17 protein-coding genes are annotated in these 18,808 nt (G+C 42.8%); 12 read left to right on the forward strand and 5 right to left on the reverse strand.

From position 1 onward, the window contains the following. Positions 1-48 precede the first annotated feature (48 nt). The gene (astB, locus tag L1070_RS00330) at positions 49-1,401 is read right to left on the reverse strand and encodes an N-succinylarginine dihydrolase (RefSeq protein WP_237124022.1); all 1,353 of its coding nucleotides are present in this window, start codon (positions 1,399-1,401) and stop codon (positions 49-51) included. A gap of 142 nt (positions 1,402-1,543) precedes the next feature. Here astB and L1070_RS00335 point away from each other — a divergent pair, with 142 nt between their 5' ends. From L1070_RS00335 to L1070_RS00350, 4 genes are all read left to right on the forward strand, one after another. Further along, positions 1,544-1,894, forward strand: coding sequence for a metalloregulator ArsR/SmtB family transcription factor (locus L1070_RS00335; RefSeq protein ID WP_237124023.1), 351 nt, complete (start codon positions 1,544-1,546; stop codon positions 1,892-1,894). Positions 1,895-1,909: 15 nt separating this feature from the next. Beyond that, positions 1,910-2,920, forward strand: a complete 1,011-nt coding sequence (locus L1070_RS00340; RefSeq protein WP_237124024.1) for an ArsJ-associated glyceraldehyde-3-phosphate dehydrogenase — start codon at positions 1,910-1,912, stop codon at positions 2,918-2,920. Positions 2,921-2,925: 5 nt separating this feature from the next. Then, a complete protein-coding gene (gene arsJ, locus L1070_RS00345) occupies positions 2,926-4,143 on the forward strand; it encodes an organoarsenical effux MFS transporter ArsJ (protein ID WP_237124025.1) in 1,218 nt (405 codons plus the stop codon). A 363-nt stretch (positions 4,144-4,506) separates the two neighbouring features. Continuing rightward, complete coding sequence (locus L1070_RS00350) at positions 4,507-6,690, forward strand: phosphatidylinositol-specific phospholipase C domain-containing protein (RefSeq protein ID WP_237124026.1); 2,184 nt, start codon at positions 4,507-4,509, stop codon at positions 6,688-6,690. Between the two features lie 62 nt (positions 6,691-6,752). Here the strand turns inward: L1070_RS00350 and htpX are convergent, their stop codons facing one another. Further along, on the reverse strand, positions 6,753-7,610 hold the full coding sequence (htpX, locus tag L1070_RS00355; protein ID WP_237124027.1) for a protease HtpX: 858 nt from the start codon (positions 7,608-7,610) through the stop codon (positions 6,753-6,755). Between the two features lie 183 nt (positions 7,611-7,793). Next, positions 7,794-8,321: an NAD(P)H-dependent oxidoreductase gene (locus L1070_RS00360; RefSeq protein ID WP_237124028.1), complete on the reverse strand. Its 528-nt coding sequence runs from the start codon at positions 8,319-8,321 to the stop codon at positions 7,794-7,796. Positions 8,322-8,468: 147 nt separating this feature from the next. Between L1070_RS00360 and L1070_RS00365 the strand changes: the two genes are divergently transcribed. Further along, positions 8,469-9,371, forward strand: a complete 903-nt coding sequence (locus L1070_RS00365; RefSeq protein ID WP_237124029.1) for a LysR family transcriptional regulator — start codon at positions 8,469-8,471, stop codon at positions 9,369-9,371. Between the two features lie 131 nt (positions 9,372-9,502). Further along, positions 9,503-9,799, forward strand: coding sequence for a DUF6172 family protein (locus L1070_RS00370; protein ID WP_237124030.1), 297 nt, complete (start codon positions 9,503-9,505; stop codon positions 9,797-9,799). Between the two features lie 51 nt (positions 9,800-9,850). On the opposite strand, the gene rrtA is transcribed toward L1070_RS00370, so the two are convergent. Next, positions 9,851-10,438 (reverse strand): rhombosortase, encoded by a 588-nt coding sequence (gene rrtA / locus L1070_RS00375; RefSeq protein ID WP_237124031.1) that lies wholly within the window; start codon positions 10,436-10,438, stop codon positions 9,851-9,853. Positions 10,439-10,519: 81 nt separating this feature from the next. On the opposite strand from rrtA, the gene ggt reads away from it, so the two are divergent. From ggt to L1070_RS00405, 6 genes are all read left to right on the forward strand, one after another. Then, complete coding sequence (ggt, locus tag L1070_RS00380) at positions 10,520-12,286, forward strand: gamma-glutamyltransferase (protein ID WP_237124032.1); 1,767 nt, start codon at positions 10,520-10,522, stop codon at positions 12,284-12,286. A gap of 171 nt (positions 12,287-12,457) precedes the next feature. Continuing rightward, positions 12,458-14,152 (forward strand): NAD-dependent malic enzyme, encoded by a 1,695-nt coding sequence (locus L1070_RS00385; RefSeq protein WP_070985613.1) that lies wholly within the window; start codon positions 12,458-12,460, stop codon positions 14,150-14,152. Between the two features lie 173 nt (positions 14,153-14,325). After that, the gene (locus L1070_RS00390) at positions 14,326-15,036 is read left to right on the forward strand and encodes an SIMPL domain-containing protein (RefSeq protein ID WP_237124033.1); all 711 of its coding nucleotides are present in this window, start codon (positions 14,326-14,328) and stop codon (positions 15,034-15,036) included. Positions 15,037-15,132: 96 nt separating this feature from the next. Next, positions 15,133-15,765 (forward strand): sulfotransferase, encoded by a 633-nt coding sequence (locus tag L1070_RS00395; RefSeq protein WP_237124034.1) that lies wholly within the window; start codon positions 15,133-15,135, stop codon positions 15,763-15,765. An 89-nt stretch (positions 15,766-15,854) separates the two neighbouring features. Further along, complete coding sequence (locus tag L1070_RS00400) at positions 15,855-16,427, forward strand: tRNA-(ms[2]io[6]A)-hydroxylase (RefSeq protein WP_070985467.1); 573 nt, start codon at positions 15,855-15,857, stop codon at positions 16,425-16,427. Between the two features lie 278 nt (positions 16,428-16,705). Beyond that, entirely contained in the window at positions 16,706-16,915 is a 210-nt protein-coding gene (locus L1070_RS00405; RefSeq protein ID WP_070985466.1) for a cold-shock protein, read from the forward strand. A 68-nt stretch (positions 16,916-16,983) separates the two neighbouring features. Here the strand turns inward: L1070_RS00405 and L1070_RS00410 are convergent, their stop codons facing one another. Beyond that, positions 16,984-18,606: a methyl-accepting chemotaxis protein gene (locus L1070_RS00410; protein ID WP_070985465.1), complete on the reverse strand. Its 1,623-nt coding sequence runs from the start codon at positions 18,604-18,606 to the stop codon at positions 16,984-16,986. Between the last annotated feature and the right edge of the window lie 202 nt (positions 18,607-18,808).

Consider the following 18,808-nt stretch of genomic DNA (forward strand, 5'->3'; position numbering starts at 1 on the left):
TTGTGAAGCCCAGCCTAGCTGGGCTTTTTTCTAAATACTACTCTTGGCTTAACGCTGAAATTGATAGACGCTACCAAGGGCAAGAATTTTGGTCAGTTCATCCAACGCAGCATGGCTTTCTTGTAAAAGCTGAGGGTCCGCTAAATCAGCATCGCTTAGCTTATCTCGATAGTGTCTATCCACCCAAGTGATAAGCGCAGCAAATTTTTCATCGCTCATTATTACCTGTGGATTAACAGCGTTTAGCTCATCCTGTGTTAAAGCAACACGTAAACGCAAACAAGCAGGGCCGCCACCATTTTGCATGCTTTGTCTTAAGTCAAAAAACTTTACGGTATTTACAGGGTTACTCTCGCTGAGCATACGTTCTATGTAGCGGCTAACACTGGTATTGTTTTTACATTCTTCAGGTGCAACCAGCATCATTGAACCATCGGGTAGCGTAACTAATTGGCTGTTAAATAGATAGCTGCCTACGGCGTCTTGAACGCTGACCTCATTTGTTGGCACTTCGATTATGTGTAGTGGTTTTTCGCCGAGGTAAGCGTGTTTAATTTGCTTTATTGATTGCACTTGATTGATAAAGGCTTGCTCATGGCAAAGCAATACGTTTTCATTACCCACAGCAATCACATCATTATGAAATACACCTTGGTCAATAACATCGGGGTTTTGTTGTATAAACAATGCGTGACTGTCTTTTATACCGTGCAAGCGTGCAATAGCCTCACTGGCTTCGAGCGTTTGACGAGCTGGATATTTTACTGGCCCTTTCGCACTATTATTTAAGCTGCTTGCGCCATAAACAAAAACCTCCAAACCCTTATCGCTATGGTTATCACATAACCTAGTGTGGTTTGCAGCACCTTCGTCACCAAAAAATGGTTGTTCTGGTAAATGGCTATGATGGGTAAAAAAAGCATTATTTGTAAACATCGCTTTTAGTAGGTTGGTGGTGGTCGTTGGCTCTAAAGAACGGTGAAATTTATTATTCAAATTCGCACTCGTAAAATGCACTTTACCATCTACAGTATCTTTTGAAGGCGAAACGGTAGCCGCATTGGCTGTCCACATAGAAGAAGCTGAATAGACGCTTCTAAGTAGAATAGGGGATTCTTTAGCGGCTTTGTTGAGTACCTGCTTATCATTTCCGCTGAATCCAAGTCTTCTCAGTGCATCTATGTCGGGCCTAGCATGAGGGGCAAAAATACCTTGCTTTAAGCCCATGTCATGCATCGCTTTCATTTTCGCAAGGCCTTGCAGCGCCGCCTGTTTAGGATTGGAAATGGCATCAGCATTATTAAGCGATGCGACGTTGCCGTATGACAGTCCGGCGTAGTTATGCGTAGGTCCAACTAGACCATCAAAATTCACCTCAACGCTGGGCTCATTGTTATTCATGTTATTTCCTGTTTGTTTTGATGATGTAAACGTTAGTATGACAACTGTAGGGCTAATGGCAATGACATTCGATTTCATAACTAAATATTGAATATATGGAATTTCGAATATATGATTTACCATATATTCGATGGGGGCCTGAATGGATCTATTAACATTTTACAAAGCGCTTGCTGATAGCACACGATTGCAATGCCTGCTGCTAATTGAACAGGAGCAAGAGCTATGTGTATGCGAATTAATGGCTGCACTTGAGCTGAGCCAGCCAAAAATCTCTCGCCACCTTGCACAGTTAAAAAAGGTAGGGATTTTAACTGACCGTAAACACAAACAATGGGTTTACTATCGCATTAATGAACACCTCGAAGATTGGGTTAAAAACATCATCACCCAAACTTACGAGCATAACCAAACATTTTTACAAACAGCGACAGACAAGCTTAACGGTATGGGTTCGCGCCCTGAACGCGTGGCCTCATGTTGTAACAATTAAAAAAGGAACACAGCAATGACTATCAAAGTTGGAATAAATGGGTTCGGTCGTATGGGCCGCCTTACCATGCGCGCGTTGTACGCAAGTAACAACATCGAGATTGTGCACATCAATGACCCTGCAGGCGATGCACCCACGTTGGCGCATTTAATGAATTTTGACTCTGTTCATGGCCGTTGGAATTTTGAGGTAGATGCTGATGACAAGTGTATGATTTTCGACGGTCACAAGATTAGTGTGTCTCATAACAAAGACATTGCTCAAACCGACTGGTCAACATGCGATTTGGTGATAGAAGCATCTGGTAAAATGAAAACCAAAGCAGTGCTTCAGGCATACTTAGAGCAAGGCGTAAAACAGGTTGTTGTGACCGCTCCGGTAAAAGAAGACGGTGTGCTCAACGTAGTTTATGGCGTTAACCATCAAGATTATAATAAAGCTGAGCATGATATAGTAACGGCTGCATCTTGCACCACCAATTGCTTAGCACCCGTTGTTAAGGTGCTACAAGACAAAATCGGTATAGAACATGGCTCTATGACGACCATTCATGATATTACCAATACTCAAACCATCTTGGATGCACCACACAAAGACTTACGTCGAGCACGCGCATGTGGCATGAGCCTAATTCCAACAACCACAGGTTCTGCAACCGCTATCACACATATTTTTCCAGAGTTAAAAGGTAAACTAAATGGTCACGCAATCCGCGTACCTTTGGCTAATGCGTCCATTACAGATTGTGTGTTCGAACTAAGCCGCGCGACTACCATTGAAGAAATCAACGGTTGGATGAAAGAAGCCGCTGAAGGTGATTTGCAAGGCATTTTAGGCTTTGAAACCCGCCCATTGGTGTCAATTGACTATCGCACTGACCCGCGAAGCGTTATTGTTGATGCGCCATCCACTATGGTGGTAAACGGAACACAAGTAAAAATGTACCTGTGGTATGACAATGAGTGGGGCTATGCAAACCGTACTGCCGATTTGGTACGATATGTCGTCGCGGAGCGCTTTGCGTAACGGCTATGTTGCTGAATAAACTTTCAAGCGAAATTAAACAGTATCTAGTTATCACGGGTAACTATTGGGCCTTCACCCTCACTGATGGTGCACTTAGAATGCTGGTTGTGCTGTACTTTCATCAATTGGGGTATAGCCCGTTAAGCATTGCCATGTTGTTTTTGTTCTACGAACTGTTTGGTGTGGTAACTAACCTAGTTGGTGGTTGGTTGGGCGCTCGACTTGGGCTCAACAAAACCATGAATCTTGGCCTATCACTGCAAATTTTAGCGCTGATTATGTTAGCGGTGAATCCACAATGGCTCAGCGTCGCTTATGTCATGGCGGCACAAGCGCTATCGGGTATTGCTAAAGATCTCAATAAAATGAGTGCCAAGAGCGCGATCAAATTACTGGTGCCAGAAGATGCTGATAGTACCTTGTATAAATGGGTCGCTCGTCTGACCGGTTCAAAGAATGCGCTAAAGGGTGTTGGCTTTTTTATGGGCGGTGTGCTGCTTGGTGCATTTGGCTTTGCTGGTGCGCTTTGGGCGATGGCATCGTTACTCCTTGTTGCTTGGATAAGCTCTCTTGTATTGCTGAAACAAGACTTGGGAAAGAAAAAGTTCAAGCCTAAATTTAGTGAATTGTTTTCAAAGAGCCGACAGATCAACATTCTCTCAGCGGCACGTTTATGCTTATTTGCCTCTAGAGACGTTTGGTTTGTTGTAGCACTACCTGTGTTTTTAAGCTCAACGCTTGGGTGGGATCACACACTGATTGGCAGCTTTATGGCGCTTTGGATTATTTTTTACGGGATAGTTCAGGCCAATGCGCCAAAAATTACCCGTAACCTGCAAGCACCTGCTAGACAACTCACTTTTTGGGCTGCGCTGTTAACAGTCATACCCGTATTGATCGCTATTGCGCTTTATCAACAACTTGCTGCAACTTGGGTGATTGTACTTGGCCTGCTGTGTTTTGGCGGCGTATTTGCGATTAACTCTTCGCTTCACAGCTATCTAATCGTTAAGTTTGCTGACAGCGACGGCGTATCATTGGACGTTGGCTTTTACTATATGGCCAATGCGATGGGGAGATTGCTCGGCACTGTGCTCTCTGGCGCAATTTATCAAGTATATGGCCTTGAAGCCTGCCTGTGGTTTTCAAGCTTGCTATTATTATTTACGGTTTTTATTAGTAAACGTTTAACCACTGATGAACAGATATACTCCGGTGAGTAGATATCAGAAAAGCTGATCTTGGTCAGCTTTTTTTTCACCAAATCCAGCAAAACGGATAACTGGCGGCATTACACAGAATTACAACCAATGAACTTTATAAAATAATTCATATACCGATTGTAGCAACAAAGGGTGATTGCTGCTGCCTGTTACTCTCTGATAAATGGCTACTTTTTCTTTGGGACCTATAAATCTAGGGCCTATTATGCTGGTTGGTATTGTTGCTATATGCAAGATTGTCGTAATTTACATGTCCACATTGCTTGCACTTTTGACTCCTACATTTTCCTCAGGTTGCTGGTACTGAATAATACATTCAGCTTAAGGACCAACATCAAACCGTAAAAGGAGAGGAATTTCATCATGAATCACATTAGTAAAGTACGTAAACTAGCGCTGATATTGGCAGGGGGATTAATTGTTTCCGCTGTTATACCCGTTGTACACGCAGCAATAGATACCGACGATGACAAAGTCACACGCTTAGATTTACAAGGGCAAATTGACAACTTTGCACCTTTTTCAAAAACACTCTGGGCGGGTGCGCATAACGCTTATGCATCCTATTCTTGGAGCAAGGGCACCTACACAGACGTAAATCAATACTATTCACCCAAGAGTCTGCTTAAACGCGGCATTCGCGTGATGGAGTTTGATATTTATCCAGAAGGGACTTTTGATTCAACCCCCATGTTGTGCCATAACTCGTTGGAAAACAAAGCGCTGTGTTCAAGCTTTCACGCAAAGCTGTCTGAAGGGCTAGATGATATAAAAGACTTTTTGCAAGATAACCCCGACGAAGTGGTGCTCCTTAAAATTGAGGCGTATAAACACAATGACCACAATAACTGGCACAACAAGATTGGTGAGCGACTCCAAAATGATGTGGGAGACTACTTATTGCTGCCAGAAGATTGGGGCTATGCCGATAAAAGCTGTGCTTCATTGCCTGTATCGCATTTGACTAAGCGCGACATTCTAGCTGCGGGTAAGCAATTAGTTGCGGTTGTTCAAACTCCAAGGGATAAAAGTGATCTCTGTGCCTATCACAGCTCAGGCAACTACTCGAAATTTTGGAACACAGTCTTTATCGGGGTCGATGCCTTTGACGCAAACGGTAACTTACAAAGTAACCAGCCATTTTGCCAAAACGGTAACGATGAATGTGTGAGTAATGATCAAACGGCTCACTATAACGCTAAAAACATGACCGTGGTCATCGATGATGCCACTCAGCTCAATACAGACGGCCCAAGTTCAAGCAAAACTGGCAGTAACGTGCTAAACAAGTGGGGTAAAAAGGGCTCGCAAATACTTGAGCTTGCATTGGTTGAAGCAAATAACACCAGCGCAGCGAGTGGCTATGGCGCTAATGAAGTGCAAATTGAGGATTACATTTGGTCCTGGAAATCAAATCGTCCTAATGGTACGGGCGATTGTGCCAGCTTAGAAGATGATCAGACTATTGCCGACAAAGCCTGTACAACATTCCAATATCACGCCTGTGTAGACAAAGACAGAAATTGGCAGCTTTCAGCTACTAAGGGCACATGGCATATGGGTTTTGAATACTGTAAGAGCCTAGGGGGAAGTTATACCTTCGGCATGCCGTTTAATGCGTATGAACAGGTGCAGTTGTTGGCTGAAATTGGAACTAGCAGCAATGATCATTGGGTGAATTACTACAACGCCTTTGACGATTTTTGGCTGTCTAATTCAAAAGAATACATAGATTGGAAATTTGTAGAAAAGAGCACGGTTGGCTCTGTGAGTAAAGGGGATTCATTTGACGATATAGGTCTACTTAAGCGCAAAGCGTTAGTTGGCGGTTCGTTTAACTTAAGCTCTGTGCAGATCCGCTCTGGCAGTCGTATTGATGGCTTTAAGGCGTGTTACGAAACCACGCAAAGTGTGAGTCACGCAAGCGTCGGTACCTCTGAATTATGCGTTACCTATGGTGGTAGCGGCGGCAGTTGGGGCAATGCGCTGACATTCGATGCAAGCAGTGGTCAGTATTTAAAGGACATCAAAATCTGTAAAGAAGATGCAAAATACGGTTACGATACGGTCTATTTCTTGAAGTTTACCTCAAGTACTGGGAGCGCAATCTCTGGTGGCGCGACAACGGGTAGTTGTACAACTTATTCTTCAACGTCATCGCAGCAAATATTTGCATTTCACGGTTCTGAGGGTAGTGAACTTAACTCAATCGGCATTTACAAAATCGAAAACTCATTGGTTAATGGCGGGTTATATGCCACTGATTGGTTAGATAGAGATGACCCTCAAAGTGGTGACAACGAGCTATTCAATGGCCATAAATCATCAGGCAACATTTCAGCAAGTTGTGAGTCGTCGGATATCGCTGCAATTGTCGCCCGTGTCGTTGATACCAAACTAGACTCAAGCCTAACAGGGCAAAACCTAGTCAACAATGGATCTGGTTTTGCCTGCTGGAACTCAAGCAATGGCGGCAGTAGCAGCAACACCACCTGTGAAGATTATGAAGTGCGGTACTTCTTTACCAAAGCGAGTTGTTTACCTTAAACCATGATGTTTGAATCAATAAAAAAGCGCCCCGAGGGGCGCTTTTTTGGGCTAGTAATAAATTATCTCAACGCTTGAATACGCTGCTCAAGCGGTGGGTGAGAGGCAAAGAAGTCGGCAATGCTTTTACCAGAAGCAATACCGAATGCCATCATCGACCCCTCAAGTTGTGACTCATGATTGTGCTTTAAACGCTCAAGCGCTGCGCGCATCTTATGTGCGCCAACTAAATCAGCTGCGCCTTTATCCGCTGCAAACTCGCGTTTACGGCTAAAGTAGGCGACGACGATAGAGGCCAAAATACCAAATAGCATTTGGAAAATTAGGTCAAACACAAAGTATGCCCAGCCGGTGCCTTCTTCATCTTCACCACGGAAGAAGTTATCAACGATACCTGCAAGTACCTTGGCCAAGAAAATAACAAAGGTATTGACCACACCTTGGATAAGGGTAAGCGTTACCATGTCGCCATTGGCTACGTGTGATACCTCGTGCGCAAGCACCGCTTCGGCTTCGTCTTGGCTCATGTTGTGAAGCAACCCCGTACTGACGGCTACTAAGCTATTGTTCTTACTTGGGCCAGTGGCAAATGCATTCATTTCGGGGCTGTCATAAATAGCCACTTCCGGCATTTTGATATTAGCTTGTTTTGCTTGACGAGCAACGGTTTGCAATAACCAATGTTCCGTTTCGTTACGAGCCTGTTCAATAACCATGGCACCGGTTGATTTTTTGGCAATCCACTTTGACATAAACAACGAAATGAATGAACCACCAAAACCAAATACCAGTGCAATGAGCATGATACCGCTATAACTTCTGCTGGAGATCCCAAGTACAGACATTAATACAGATAAAACCACACCTAACACTAGCATTACAGCTAGGTTAGTTAGTAGAAATAACACAACGCGTTTCATAGTCACCTCAGTGAAAAAATATAAATTCTGCAAACGATGCAGCATCGAAATCCTAATACGTAAAATGGGGGAGTTTGCGTCACTAATCAATAGTAAGAAGGGTAACAAAGTGTGAAAATATGCGTTTTTGAGAGCAATAATTTTTGTCAAGAGCCAAACAATGTGTTTGGCTCTGATTATTTCTTATGATTGCAAAGAAAATACCGATTCTTTGAGTTGTTGTTTAAGTGTTTCATCAGTCAGTTCGCCTTTTTCTGAGTCAAACACATCATAAAAACTGGGTACTGACATACTCGCTTTTACGTCCATCGCGAAAAATGGTGCAGACCCTGTTGCGCTGCCTAACACGCTTTTTGCGCCACCGGGACCTGGTGATGTTGCCAGTAGTACCATTGGCGTATCTTGGTATACCTTTTGGCTGATCCTCGATGTCCAATCGAACAGATTTTTATATGCGGCGGTGTAAGACCCGTTGTGTTCAGCAAACGACACGATGATTGCATCAGCTTCAGCGATTTTTTTGTAAAACATTTGTGCCTGAGCTGGAATACCCTGTTCGTTCTCACGATCTGAGCTGTAGATTGGCATTTCAAAATCGTTTAAGTCCAACACTTCTACCTGTGCGCCCTCTACCAATGAGGCGGCATACGTTGCCAGTTGTTTGTTAATTGACTGACGGCTGCTGCTTGCTGCAAATGCTAAAACTTTCATAACTCTCTCCTAAATCATTACGATGTGTACGAGTTGAAGCATCAAACACCACATCTACATCAACTCGCCGTATTTATTTGTTGATAACAAGTATATATTAGGCTTCAATAATCATTAATAGCGTGAAAGTAAAATTACTATTTCCATATGACTAATAATATATTTGATGGTGTGTTGATATTTACCCAGGTGGTTAAAAGCGGTGGCTTTGGTGCCGCTGCGCAGGTCTTGGGTCATTCAAACTCTCATATCAGCAAAGAGATCAATAAACTTGAAGAGCGGCTTGGCGTAAGACTGCTTAACAGAACCACACGCTCAATTGCGTTAACACCCGAAGGGCAATTGTATTTCACGCACTGCGAACAATTGGTCAATGACGCACAAGATGCTTTTACTTTGCTGACTCAACATGATGAAAACCCAAAAGGGGAGTTGAAGATAAGTTGTCCTGTGGGGATAAGTCAAAGTTATATCCAGCCTGTTATTGAACAATATCTGAGTCGCTATCCTAATGTTAAGCTCAACTTAGATCTCAGCGATAAGCGAATCGATTTAGTCTCGGATGGCTTTGACTTGGTAGTACGTGCCGCACCAGTGCTGGATGAGTCCAGTTTGATTTGTAAAAGGCTGTTTTCTTGCCCAACCTATGTGGTGGCATCACCGAGCTATATCCAATGTCATGGTCAGCCATATCATCCTAAAGAATTACAAAATCATGACTGTATTTGCTATAGCAATCACAAAGTGCCAGAACGTTGGGACTTCACCCATAAAAATGGTGAACACTTTGTCGTTAATGTTCGGCAAAAGATTAAGTCTAACAACGGTAACATGCAAGCCAGCATGGCATTGGCGGGCTTTGGTGTTTGTCGTTTACCAGAGTTTTATATTAAAGAAGCGCTTGAAACGGGGCAGTTGGTATCTTTGTTTGAAGAGTTTCCACAGCCTATGGTCAATGTTTATGCGATATATCCGAGCAAAAAACATTTATCTCCCAAAGTACGATGTTTTATCGACTTACTTGATGAACAGGCGATGCTTATAAGATAAACAAGCCGATATTTTTGTACGCAAAGGCGATGCTTTTAATCGCGTGTGGTAATGAAATACGCTAATATAGCGTATTACTTTCCTAAAACTCGATCATCATCAGTTGATGATATCCTGACATTGAGAACATCATGAGAAAAACCTTTGCGTTAACGCATCCTAAACTTAAACCTGCACGCTTGGTAGATGCCATAAAATATGAAGTGAAAAAATATCTTCGCAGAGAGCGTAATAAAAATCTGCCAGCGGATGCAGATTTTTGGGATTTTGATTGTCGCTTTGGTGCGACTGAGTCGCAAGCCGATGTCATTAAAGTTGCGCAGATCAACAAGCATATTGATCACGCAGTAGATGCTCAATTGCCTTCATTTTATTTAGAAATCTTGGCAAAGCCGGGTTACAGAGCACCTTTGCAAGACGAAGAATAAAGTGCAAGTGATGTATCGGCGTTGCTTAGTCGCCGATACATGATATTGAAGTTAAGATGACGGCGTTCTTTTTAACTGCTCACGCAATAAAGTGACTGATAAAACTAGCCCACCAATTGCGCCGATAAGGTGAGCGTCAATCGCCACTGTAGAATCAATGAGTGCACCCACCTCAGGACTTGGCCCTTGTATTTGTTCCCATATTAATTTGGCCCAAATCCCAACAAACAGCAAAATTCCTGTTTTCATGCCAACTTGAATGTCTTTTAAAGCGCCCCAGACTATCACGCCATGAAGCAGGCCACTCAAACCGGTATAAATTCTTATATCAGGGCAAAATAGCCAAATGCCGATTCCAGTCCAAAGCGCTAAAAAAATAATATGCCAACAGTAGGTAGATACAGAGCGATGTTCAGCATGTAAAATCCAGATAAAAACAACGCCTAGTACGTTAAGCGCAAGGTGTGTCCAATTGGTATGCATAAACTGACCTGTGAAGATTCTCCACCACTGTTGTTCAACCTGACTACGGTCAAATACCAGCAAGGAGTGTGCGTCTATCAACATCAACAAGGCGCAAATTACAATGAGTAGCAAAGGTGGCAGTATGTATTGTTTTTGTATTGGTAAATCAATCATGTTGTTTATGCTTTATTTTTTGCATATTGTGCCTCTTTACTTTTATCATGCCAACGATGAGAACCGATAAAAGTGAATATTATGAAATATGCCTATCCGTTGATTGGAGTTTTGTTACTCAGTGGCTGTGTCTCTGATAGCAACTTGGTGGCAAAACCAGAACAACGAGAAACGAGGGAACCTGAAGCCGCAACAGGGTTTCAACTCAAGCAGCAGGCTATTGGTGAAAAATACATGATTGCAGCTGCCAACCCTTATGCCTCAAAAGCAGGTCAGCAGATGTTAGCCAAAGGCGGTAGCGCTATCGATGCTGCGATTGCCACGCAACTCGTTCTGACTTTGGTTGAACCACAATCGTCAGGCATTGGTGGCGGCGGATTCGTCTTATACTACGACAAGAAAAACAATCAGCTAGTCACATTTGATGGCAGAGAAACTGCACCAAGTAATGCTGATCATACGTTGTTTTTAGACCAACAAGGTAAGCCTGTTCCATGGATCAAAGCCGTAGTGGGTGGACGCTCGGTAGGTGTGCCGGGTATTTTATATGCGTTTAAGCAAGCGCATGATAAATACGGTAAGCTGCCTTGGAATGAATTATTTAAACCAGCCATCGCGTTAGCTGATGAAGGCTTTGTTGTTTCACCTCGTCTAAGCATGTTACTAGAAAAGCGTTATAACCCTGGGCTTGAGCAGCTATCTGGGGCAAAAGAGTACTTCTACCCAAATGGAAAGCCTTTAAAGGCAGGTATAGTTAAGAAAAACCCTGAACTTGCCGCACTTTACAAACAGGTCGCACTACAGGGCATAACTGCGTTTTACCAAGGTGATAACGCTAAAAAGTTAGTTGATGCAGTACAAACATCCGCTATTGCACCAGGCAAACTGAGTGAGTCAGATCTCGCGCAATACCAGAGTAAAATGCGTGATCCAATATGTGTTGACTACCATCAACATAAAGTGTGTTCGATGGCCCCACCAAGCAGCGGTGGTGTAGCTGTGCTACAAATTCTAAAATTACTAGAAGGCAAAAAGCTTAGCCAGTATCAGCCTAACGACCCAACAAGTTTGCATTTATTTACTCAGGCATCTCGCTTGGCGTTTGCTGATAGAAATCACTATGTGGCAGATCCTGATTTTGTCTCGGTGCCAACTCAAGCTCTGCTACAAAGCGACTACCTTGAACAACGTGCCAAGTTAATCACTGACCATGATAACCACAATGTAGTAGTTGGAGACCCAACTAAAGGCAAACTTGCTTACGCGAAAAGTGATGGCTATGAGCTACCATCAACCACACATGTGTCGATTGTTGACCAAGATGGTAATGCGGTATCCATGACAAGTTCAATCGAAATGGCGTTTGGCTCAACAGTTATGGTGAACGGTTATCTTTTAAACAATCAGCTTACGGACTTCTCATTGAGCCCCAAAAAAGACGGACATTGGGTAGCTAACCGAGTTGAAGCAAACAAACGTCCACGCAGTTCCATGGCACCTGTGATGGTATTTAACCCAGATGGCAGCCTGCGATTAGTTGTCGGCTCTCCTGGTGGCAGTCGTATTATCAATTATGTAGCACAAACCATCATTGGTGTACTTGATTGGCAATTGACACCACAACAGGCGGTTAACCTGCCAAATATTACCAACCGTAACAAATATACCACCTTGGAAAAGGGCACTGAACTTGAGCAGTATGTCACTTTCTTCGAAGAAAAGGGGCATAAAGTGCAGCTAAGAGACTTGAACTCCGGCTTACATGTTATTGAGGTAAAAAATGGCAAATTATATGGTGGTGCAGATCCTCGCCGAGAAGGCGTTGCATTGAGCGAAATCACACAATAACCATAGGATTGAACCTTACATTAAGATATACTGTACGGCCCTGTTTACGCTCGAATAGATGTGTTGCGGGGCCTTTTACATTGGTCTGATGTGCGCGAATTTCGTTGAAATTTAATCACTTTAGGCAATAATGAACTCTCAGCCTATATAAATGTGTCAAAACTTGTAAATATGACTAAACAAACTGATCCAAATTATTTATACATTCCTTACTCTGGTCCAAATCTTCTAGAAACGCCTTTATTGAACAAGGGCAGTGCATTTAGCCAACGTGAACGCGAGAGCTTTAACCTCGCTGGTTTACTTCCGCCACGTTATGAGACCATTGAAGAGCAGGTAGAGCGTTGCTATCAGCAATATTCAAGCTTTAGTGACAACTTGAACAAGCACATTTATCTGCGAGCGATTCAGGATAACAATGAAACGCTGTATTACCGCTTAGTGCGTGACCACTTGGAAGAAATGATGCCTATCATTTACACGCCAACTGTGGGTGATGCGTGTGAGAAGTTTTCAGATATCTACCGCAGCTCTCGTGGCTTGTTCATCTCATATGAAGAACGCCATCAAATCGATGATATTTTACGTAATGCCACAAAAGGCAAAGTAAAAGTTATCGTTGTAACCGATGGTGAGCGTATCTTAGGCCTTGGAGATCAGGGTATTGGCGGAATGGGGATTCCAATTGGTAAGCTCTCTTTGTACACGGCATGTGGTGGCATAAGCCCCGCTTACACTTTACCTGTAATGCTTGATGTTGGTACGAACAATGAGAAGCTATTAGCCGACCCAATGTATATGGGCGCGCGTCATAAGCGTATCGCTCAGGAAGAATACGACGAGTTTCTTGAGCTATTTATCAATGCAGTCAAACGCCGCTGGCCTAATGTGTTGTTACAATTTGAAGACTTTGCTCAGCCAAATGCCATGCCGTTACTAAAGCGTTACCGCGATGAAATTTGTAGCTTTAATGATGATATTCAAGGCACAGCTTCTGTCACTGTAGGTTCGTTGTTGGCCGCTTGTCGTGTTAAGGGGGCAAAGCTCTGTGAACAAAAAGTGGTATTTGTAGGGGCAGGATCCGCTGGGTGTGGTATCGCCGAGCAAATTATTAGTCAAATGGTTGCAGAGGGTATCTCTGATGCCCAAGCTCGCTCTCAGGTGTATATGGTCGACCGTTTTGGCTTGTTAACCGAAGGCATGGCTGATTTACGTGACTTCCAAGCTGCGTTAGTACAAAGCAAAGACGCGTTAAGTGAATGGTCTTACAGCGGAGACTATGCATCATTACTTGATGTTATGCACTGTGCAAAGCCAGATATTTTAATTGGTGTATCAGGTCAGCCTGGTTTGTTTACCGAACAAGTTATCCGCGCTATGCACAACGGCTGTGCGCGTCCAATTATCTTTCCGCTGAGCAATCCATCTCGCCAAGTTGAAGCACATCCAAAAGATGTGATTGAGTGGACTAATGGTGAGGCCATTGTTGCAACGGGAAGCCCGTTTGAGCCAGTACAGTTCGATGGCAAAACGTATCCAATTCCGCAATGTAACAACAGCTATATTTTCCCTGGTATTGGTTTAGGTGTGATTGCTGCAAAAGCCACACGTATCACTGATGCGATGCTGATGGTTTCAAGTGAAACACTCGCGGAGTCTTCACCATGGGCGAACACAGGCAAAGGTAGCCTGTTACCTGCGTTGATAGAAATTGAAGCACTCAGTAAACGTATCGCGTTTGCCGTTGCTAAAAAGGCGATGGAAGAGGGCGTTGCACTAGAAATGCCTGACGATGCAATTTGGGCCGCTATTGAGAAAAACTATTGGCTCCCAGAGTATCGAAACTATAAACGCCGTAGTATTTAACTTTAAAAGCCAGCAGAAGCTGGCTTTTTTGATACTCAAAAGTATCAAGGCTTGTGTTTTTTCGATAAAAGCGCTCTTATAGTTAAACTAACCATTAGCACAATCGCTCATTCAGTGATGATTAAGGGCAATATGCTTCAATACTCGCAATAATCTATAAAAGGAACACCGTTATGCGTATGATCTCCTCATTACTTGCTACCTTTTTCTGTGCAAGCTCATTGGCAGCAGCACTTCCTGAGCAGCCTCATTTATATGTTGAAGGCTCTGCTAAAATGCAAGTACAGCCTGACAGAGCAACTATTCGTGTTGCAATCAGTGAGACCAATAAACAGTTAGTTGCGGCCAAAAACAAGGTTGATAGTGTGATGGCAAAAGCGATTAAACTATCAGAACGTTTCGGTATCAAAAAAGATGATATTCATGCCGATCAGCTTAATGTGCATCGCCAGACACGATATAACCGTAATACCAACGAAGAAGAGTTTGAGGGCTTTAGAGTTGTTCGCAGCTTAACTCTTACTCTGGAAAAGATTGAAAGCTACCCAGAGCTTTTACAAGAGCTTGTTAATGCCGGTATTACCCAGTTCAACAATACCGAGTTTAGCGTGAGTAATCGTGATGAACTTACAGATAAACTGAAAAAAGAAGCGATCAAAGACGCAAAACTGGCGGCCAGCGAGTTAGCCGATGAGTTTGATGTTGATTTAGATAAGCTCTATTCAGTGTCATTTGCACCAATGAATGGTCCGTCAGTACCGTATCTGAGACAGGCTTCATCAATGAGAATGATGGACTCGGAATCGGGCAGCTACAAAGAGGCATATAACACCGGTGCCATCACCATCAATGCGCAGGTTTACGCTGTCTATCTAATTAAATAATATCCGCTAGCGTAGGCGTCTTTCCTGACGCCTACCGTATTCAAAGCAAGTCACGTATAATCCTGTTTTTGTATGTAGTTGAGGTGTAAAGGCGGGGTGAGTAAAGTATTTGTTGTAGGTTTACCAAGAACCGGAACCACAAGCTTGTGTATTGCCTGCTTAGAACTTGGCTTTAAAACCGCGCACACAGCGTATACTAAGAAAACCTTTCAAGACGCCGATGTCATTGCTGACACCCCCATATTTAATGACTATCAACGCCTCGCCGGTGTATATCCAAATAGCCGTTTTATCTATCTAGAGCGCGATATAAACAGTTGGTTACCGTCGATATCCCAGTTGCTGAACCGTATGGCTGGCAATCTTTTGCGAACAGATGGCGGCTTTAATGACACGATCAAGCGTTGTTTTTTAAACACGTTTTCAGGGTTGAGTGAGGAGTCAATAAACGACGACGCCTTTTTGAGAAACTGTTATACACAGCATAGACACCAAGCAATTACATTTTTTGAGTCAAACCAATTACCTTATTTGCTGCTCAAAGTTGCAGATACTCACGCGATGGATAAGCTGAAATGCTTTCTAAGTGCCCAGAGCACAGATAGTAATACGACGATGCCCTATACCAACAAAGCGGGAAAGGTGACAGCGTGGAATGACATACGCCACCCATTAAAAGTATCTTCAACTAGAAACGGCAAAGTAGATAAAGATACGGCGTTATACTAATCCTACGCGTCCAATCGGTGCTTTGCGCCAACGTCACAATAAGATAGAATGCCCGCAATTTTTTCAGTGAACTCAATAAGTATTTCGCAATGTTTGAACTTAAATACCACACGCCTTTTGAATGGACACATAAAGTACTCGAAGATTTCGACACCTTTTTACAAGATCATGCTGCGGCAGAGAAAAAAGCATCGGGAATGGCGGTATCTATGTTAAGCCACTATCCAGATAGAATTAAGCTGGTCAAAGCCATGGCCGACTTGGCGATTGAAGAAATGATACATTTCAAGCAGGTACTAAAGCTTTTGACCGAACGCGGTGTCACTTTGGGCAATGACCAAAAAGACCCATACGTTAAAAAAATTCGCGCTGTCTTTAGAAATGGCCGAGATGAGTTTCTAATTGATAGATTACTGGTTGCGGCGGTGATTGAAGCACGTGGTCATGAACGTTTTTCTTTGGTTGCGCAAGCTTTACCTGAAGGCAAAGAGAAAGATTTTTATGTCACGATTGCAAAATCAGAAGAAAAGCATAAAAACCTTTTTGTAGAGCTCGCTTATGAATATTTCGATAAACAGATAATTGATGAGCGTTTAGAAGAGATCTTGATTGCAGAAGCGCAAATTTGTCAGGAAATTCCTTTCACAGCAGCTTTACACTAAACGGTTTTTTGGTCAGGCGAATTTGTAATCATATAGGTTCGTCTGATTGGTTAAAAAATAACAGTGCTTAGATATTAAACAAAAAATTTATGTTGACTTGCTTCATAATATCTATATAGTGAAGCCCAGCTTAAAAGTAAGTCTTTTTACACTCCATTTCGAAGCGTTAACGTTAGTACCTCCGTCCTGTAGTTTTAAATATCATTTATTTTTTGTGCTATTCCGTCTGACTTTGATGATAGTCAGCAATTTAATTTTTTATTTACAGGATAGATATTATGTCTAACACAGTTACTGGTACCGTTAAGTGGTTCAACGAGTCTAAAGGTTTTGGTTTTATCGCTCAAGAAAATGGCGCTGACGTATTCGCTCATTTCAGCGCAATCAAAGGTGACGGCTTCAAAACTCTAGCTGAAGGCCAACGCGTAGAATTCACTCTAGCTCAAGGCCAAAAAGGTCCTCAAGCTGAGAACATCGTTGCACTTTAATTTTTAATAATTAAGTGAAACAAAAAAAGGTAGCCAGTGGCTACCTTTTTTAATGCCTATAATTCAAGTTACAGTTTAAATTTTGAAGTTGAATCCAGAAGATTATCTGATAATTTATGAAGATTCTGTGCAACATCACGCACCTGTTCAAGTGCTCTCATTGTTTCTTCAAAAGAACTGTGCATATTCGAAACGTTATCTACCACCATAGCGGCTACCGATGTTTGCTGCTCTGTGGCTGTAGCGATTTGAGAGTTCATACCGTTAATCGCTAAAATCTGCTCCGAAATTTCTTGAATAGAGTTACCTGTTGCTTCTGCCGCTTGAGCGTTGTTGGTCGCCATGTCTCTAGCTGTGTTCATAGCGTTAACTGAGTCTGATGCAGCAACGGTGAGTATGTTGATAAGCTCACGGATCTCATTAGTTGATTTTGCCGTACGTGATGCCAGCTCTCTTACTTCATCAGCTACCACCGCAAAGCCGCGGCCTTGCTCTCCAGCTCGAGCCGCCTCAATTGCCGCATTCAAAGCGAGTAGGTTGGTTTGCTCTGCAATTGACGTAATTACATTCAGGATCTGCGTTACATTTTGGGTATCATCAGCAAGTTTGTTAATTGTGACGGCAGCCTTATTAATTTCTTCACTTAAATCTTGAGACTGGGCAACCGATACATTAATTTGCTTTAAACTTTCGTCGACAGCGTTCTCAGCAAGCTCCGCGGCCTGAAAAGCCGACGCTGCTGATTGGGAAATATCTCCTACACTTTGTTTCATTTCTTCCATTGAGTTACGTACTACCTCGGCATCACTGGATTGTTGCTGAGTTGCACGCTCTGCTGATTCCATGCCTTGCACTAAGCGGGTAGAGTTTTCCATCAATGGTTCAACCACAGCGATAACATCTTCTACCGTGCCTCTGAGCAGGTTAATGAATGCATTGAAGTTTTTAGACACTTGCCCAATTTCATCGGCGGATGAAACAGTCAATTGTGAACTCAATGAGCCTTTTCCTTCGGCCAGTAAATGTAGGTTACTTGCTGCTTCACCAGCTGATGAGCTGATACCTCTTGCGATCATGACCGCTAAGACGATAACCAGGGCCAGCGAGATAACAGCTACGATAAACATCATCGTCAAAGCATCGTCGGCGTTAGATTTGGTGTTGTTAATTAATTCTGAAAAACGCTCGTTAGCACGTTTTTTATCATCGTTTAAATCAGCAAGGAGCCCTTCAAACAAATCGCTTTTTTGTTTGGCTATTTGCGGTAACTTAGCAAAGTCGGCTGTGCCATCAATCATGCTGGTCGCAATTTGCTTTGCGATTTTACCGTACTCTTGTAGGTCACGTACGGTATCAGTGGTTGGGAAATTAGAGTTCAACGTAGGAACTTGCCTTAAATTTTCAATAAGCTTTTTCTGTGTACCTGCGGCTTTACTTATCAACTCAGCGTCGCCAAAGGTGACTGATTGGGTGTAGGTTTCGTCGAGGTTTTGCATCGCAGTGACGTTTTCTGACGTCAAAATCAAGAGCTTATAGGTTTGGTTTTCTAATTCATCTAGTGAACGCTGGTTCTCCAATAAAGATTTATAGTTAATCATTACCAAGACAATAAATGCTGCTACTGCAACTATGGTTATCGCATGGATTTTTTTTGAAATACTCATATTCTTAAAATGCAATAAATTCGACATATAACACCTTGTAATATAACAATGTGACAACCTTTCGTTGTGTTAATCCCTGCTTTTTGCCACTTTAACGGCATAGCGCTAGCTGATTGGCACTTTCCCCTGAGTCTAAGCTTAGCCATATTCCAATTTTTATCAATAAAACTTTCTTTTTCGGAGGTTTAACTATACTTAGCCTGCCAATAACTTATAAATTAGGCGGAGC

Origin of the sequence: Pseudoalteromonas sp. MMG022 (assembly GCF_021654245.1) — a bacterium.
Classification (GTDB): domain Bacteria; phylum Pseudomonadota; class Gammaproteobacteria; order Enterobacterales; family Alteromonadaceae; genus Pseudoalteromonas; species Pseudoalteromonas amylolytica.

Bases quoted from the DNA above. Each gene is read 5' to 3' on its own strand.
- L1070_RS00400 (WP_070985467.1), top strand. From the start codon at position 15,855: ATGTTTGAACTTAAATACCACACGCCTTTTGAATGGACACATAAAGTA.
- L1070_RS00370 (WP_237124030.1), top strand. From the start codon at position 9,503: ATGAGAAAAACCTTTGCGTTAACGCATCCTAAACTTAAACCTGCACGC.
- L1070_RS00340 (WP_237124024.1), top strand. From the start codon at position 1,910: ATGACTATCAAAGTTGGAATAAATGGGTTCGGTCGTATGGGCCGCCTT.
- L1070_RS00410 (WP_070985465.1), bottom strand. From the start codon at position 18,606: ATGTCGAATTTATTGCATTTTAAGAATATGAGTATTTCAAAAAAAATC.
- L1070_RS00365 (WP_237124029.1), top strand. From the start codon at position 8,469: ATGACTAATAATATATTTGATGGTGTGTTGATATTTACCCAGGTGGTT.
- L1070_RS00385 (WP_070985613.1), top strand. From the start codon at position 12,458: ATGACTAAACAAACTGATCCAAATTATTTATACATTCCTTACTCTGGT.
- arsJ (WP_237124025.1), top strand. From the start codon at position 2,926: ATGTTGCTGAATAAACTTTCAAGCGAAATTAAACAGTATCTAGTTATC.
- L1070_RS00405 (WP_070985466.1), top strand. From the start codon at position 16,706: ATGTCTAACACAGTTACTGGTACCGTTAAGTGGTTCAACGAGTCTAAA.
- L1070_RS00350 (WP_237124026.1), top strand. From the start codon at position 4,507: ATGAATCACATTAGTAAAGTACGTAAACTAGCGCTGATATTGGCAGGG.
- rrtA (WP_237124031.1), bottom strand. From the start codon at position 10,438: ATGATTGATTTACCAATACAAAAACAATACATACTGCCACCTTTGCTA.
- ggt (WP_237124032.1), top strand. From the start codon at position 10,520: ATGAAATATGCCTATCCGTTGATTGGAGTTTTGTTACTCAGTGGCTGT.
- astB (WP_237124022.1), bottom strand. From the start codon at position 1,401: ATGAATAACAATGAGCCCAGCGTTGAGGTGAATTTTGATGGTCTAGTT.
- L1070_RS00360 (WP_237124028.1), bottom strand. From the start codon at position 8,321: ATGAAAGTTTTAGCATTTGCAGCAAGCAGCAGCCGTCAGTCAATTAAC.
- L1070_RS00335 (WP_237124023.1), top strand. From the start codon at position 1,544: ATGGATCTATTAACATTTTACAAAGCGCTTGCTGATAGCACACGATTG.
- htpX (WP_237124027.1), bottom strand. From the start codon at position 7,610: ATGAAACGCGTTGTGTTATTTCTACTAACTAACCTAGCTGTAATGCTA.
- L1070_RS00390 (WP_237124033.1), top strand. From the start codon at position 14,326: ATGCGTATGATCTCCTCATTACTTGCTACCTTTTTCTGTGCAAGCTCA.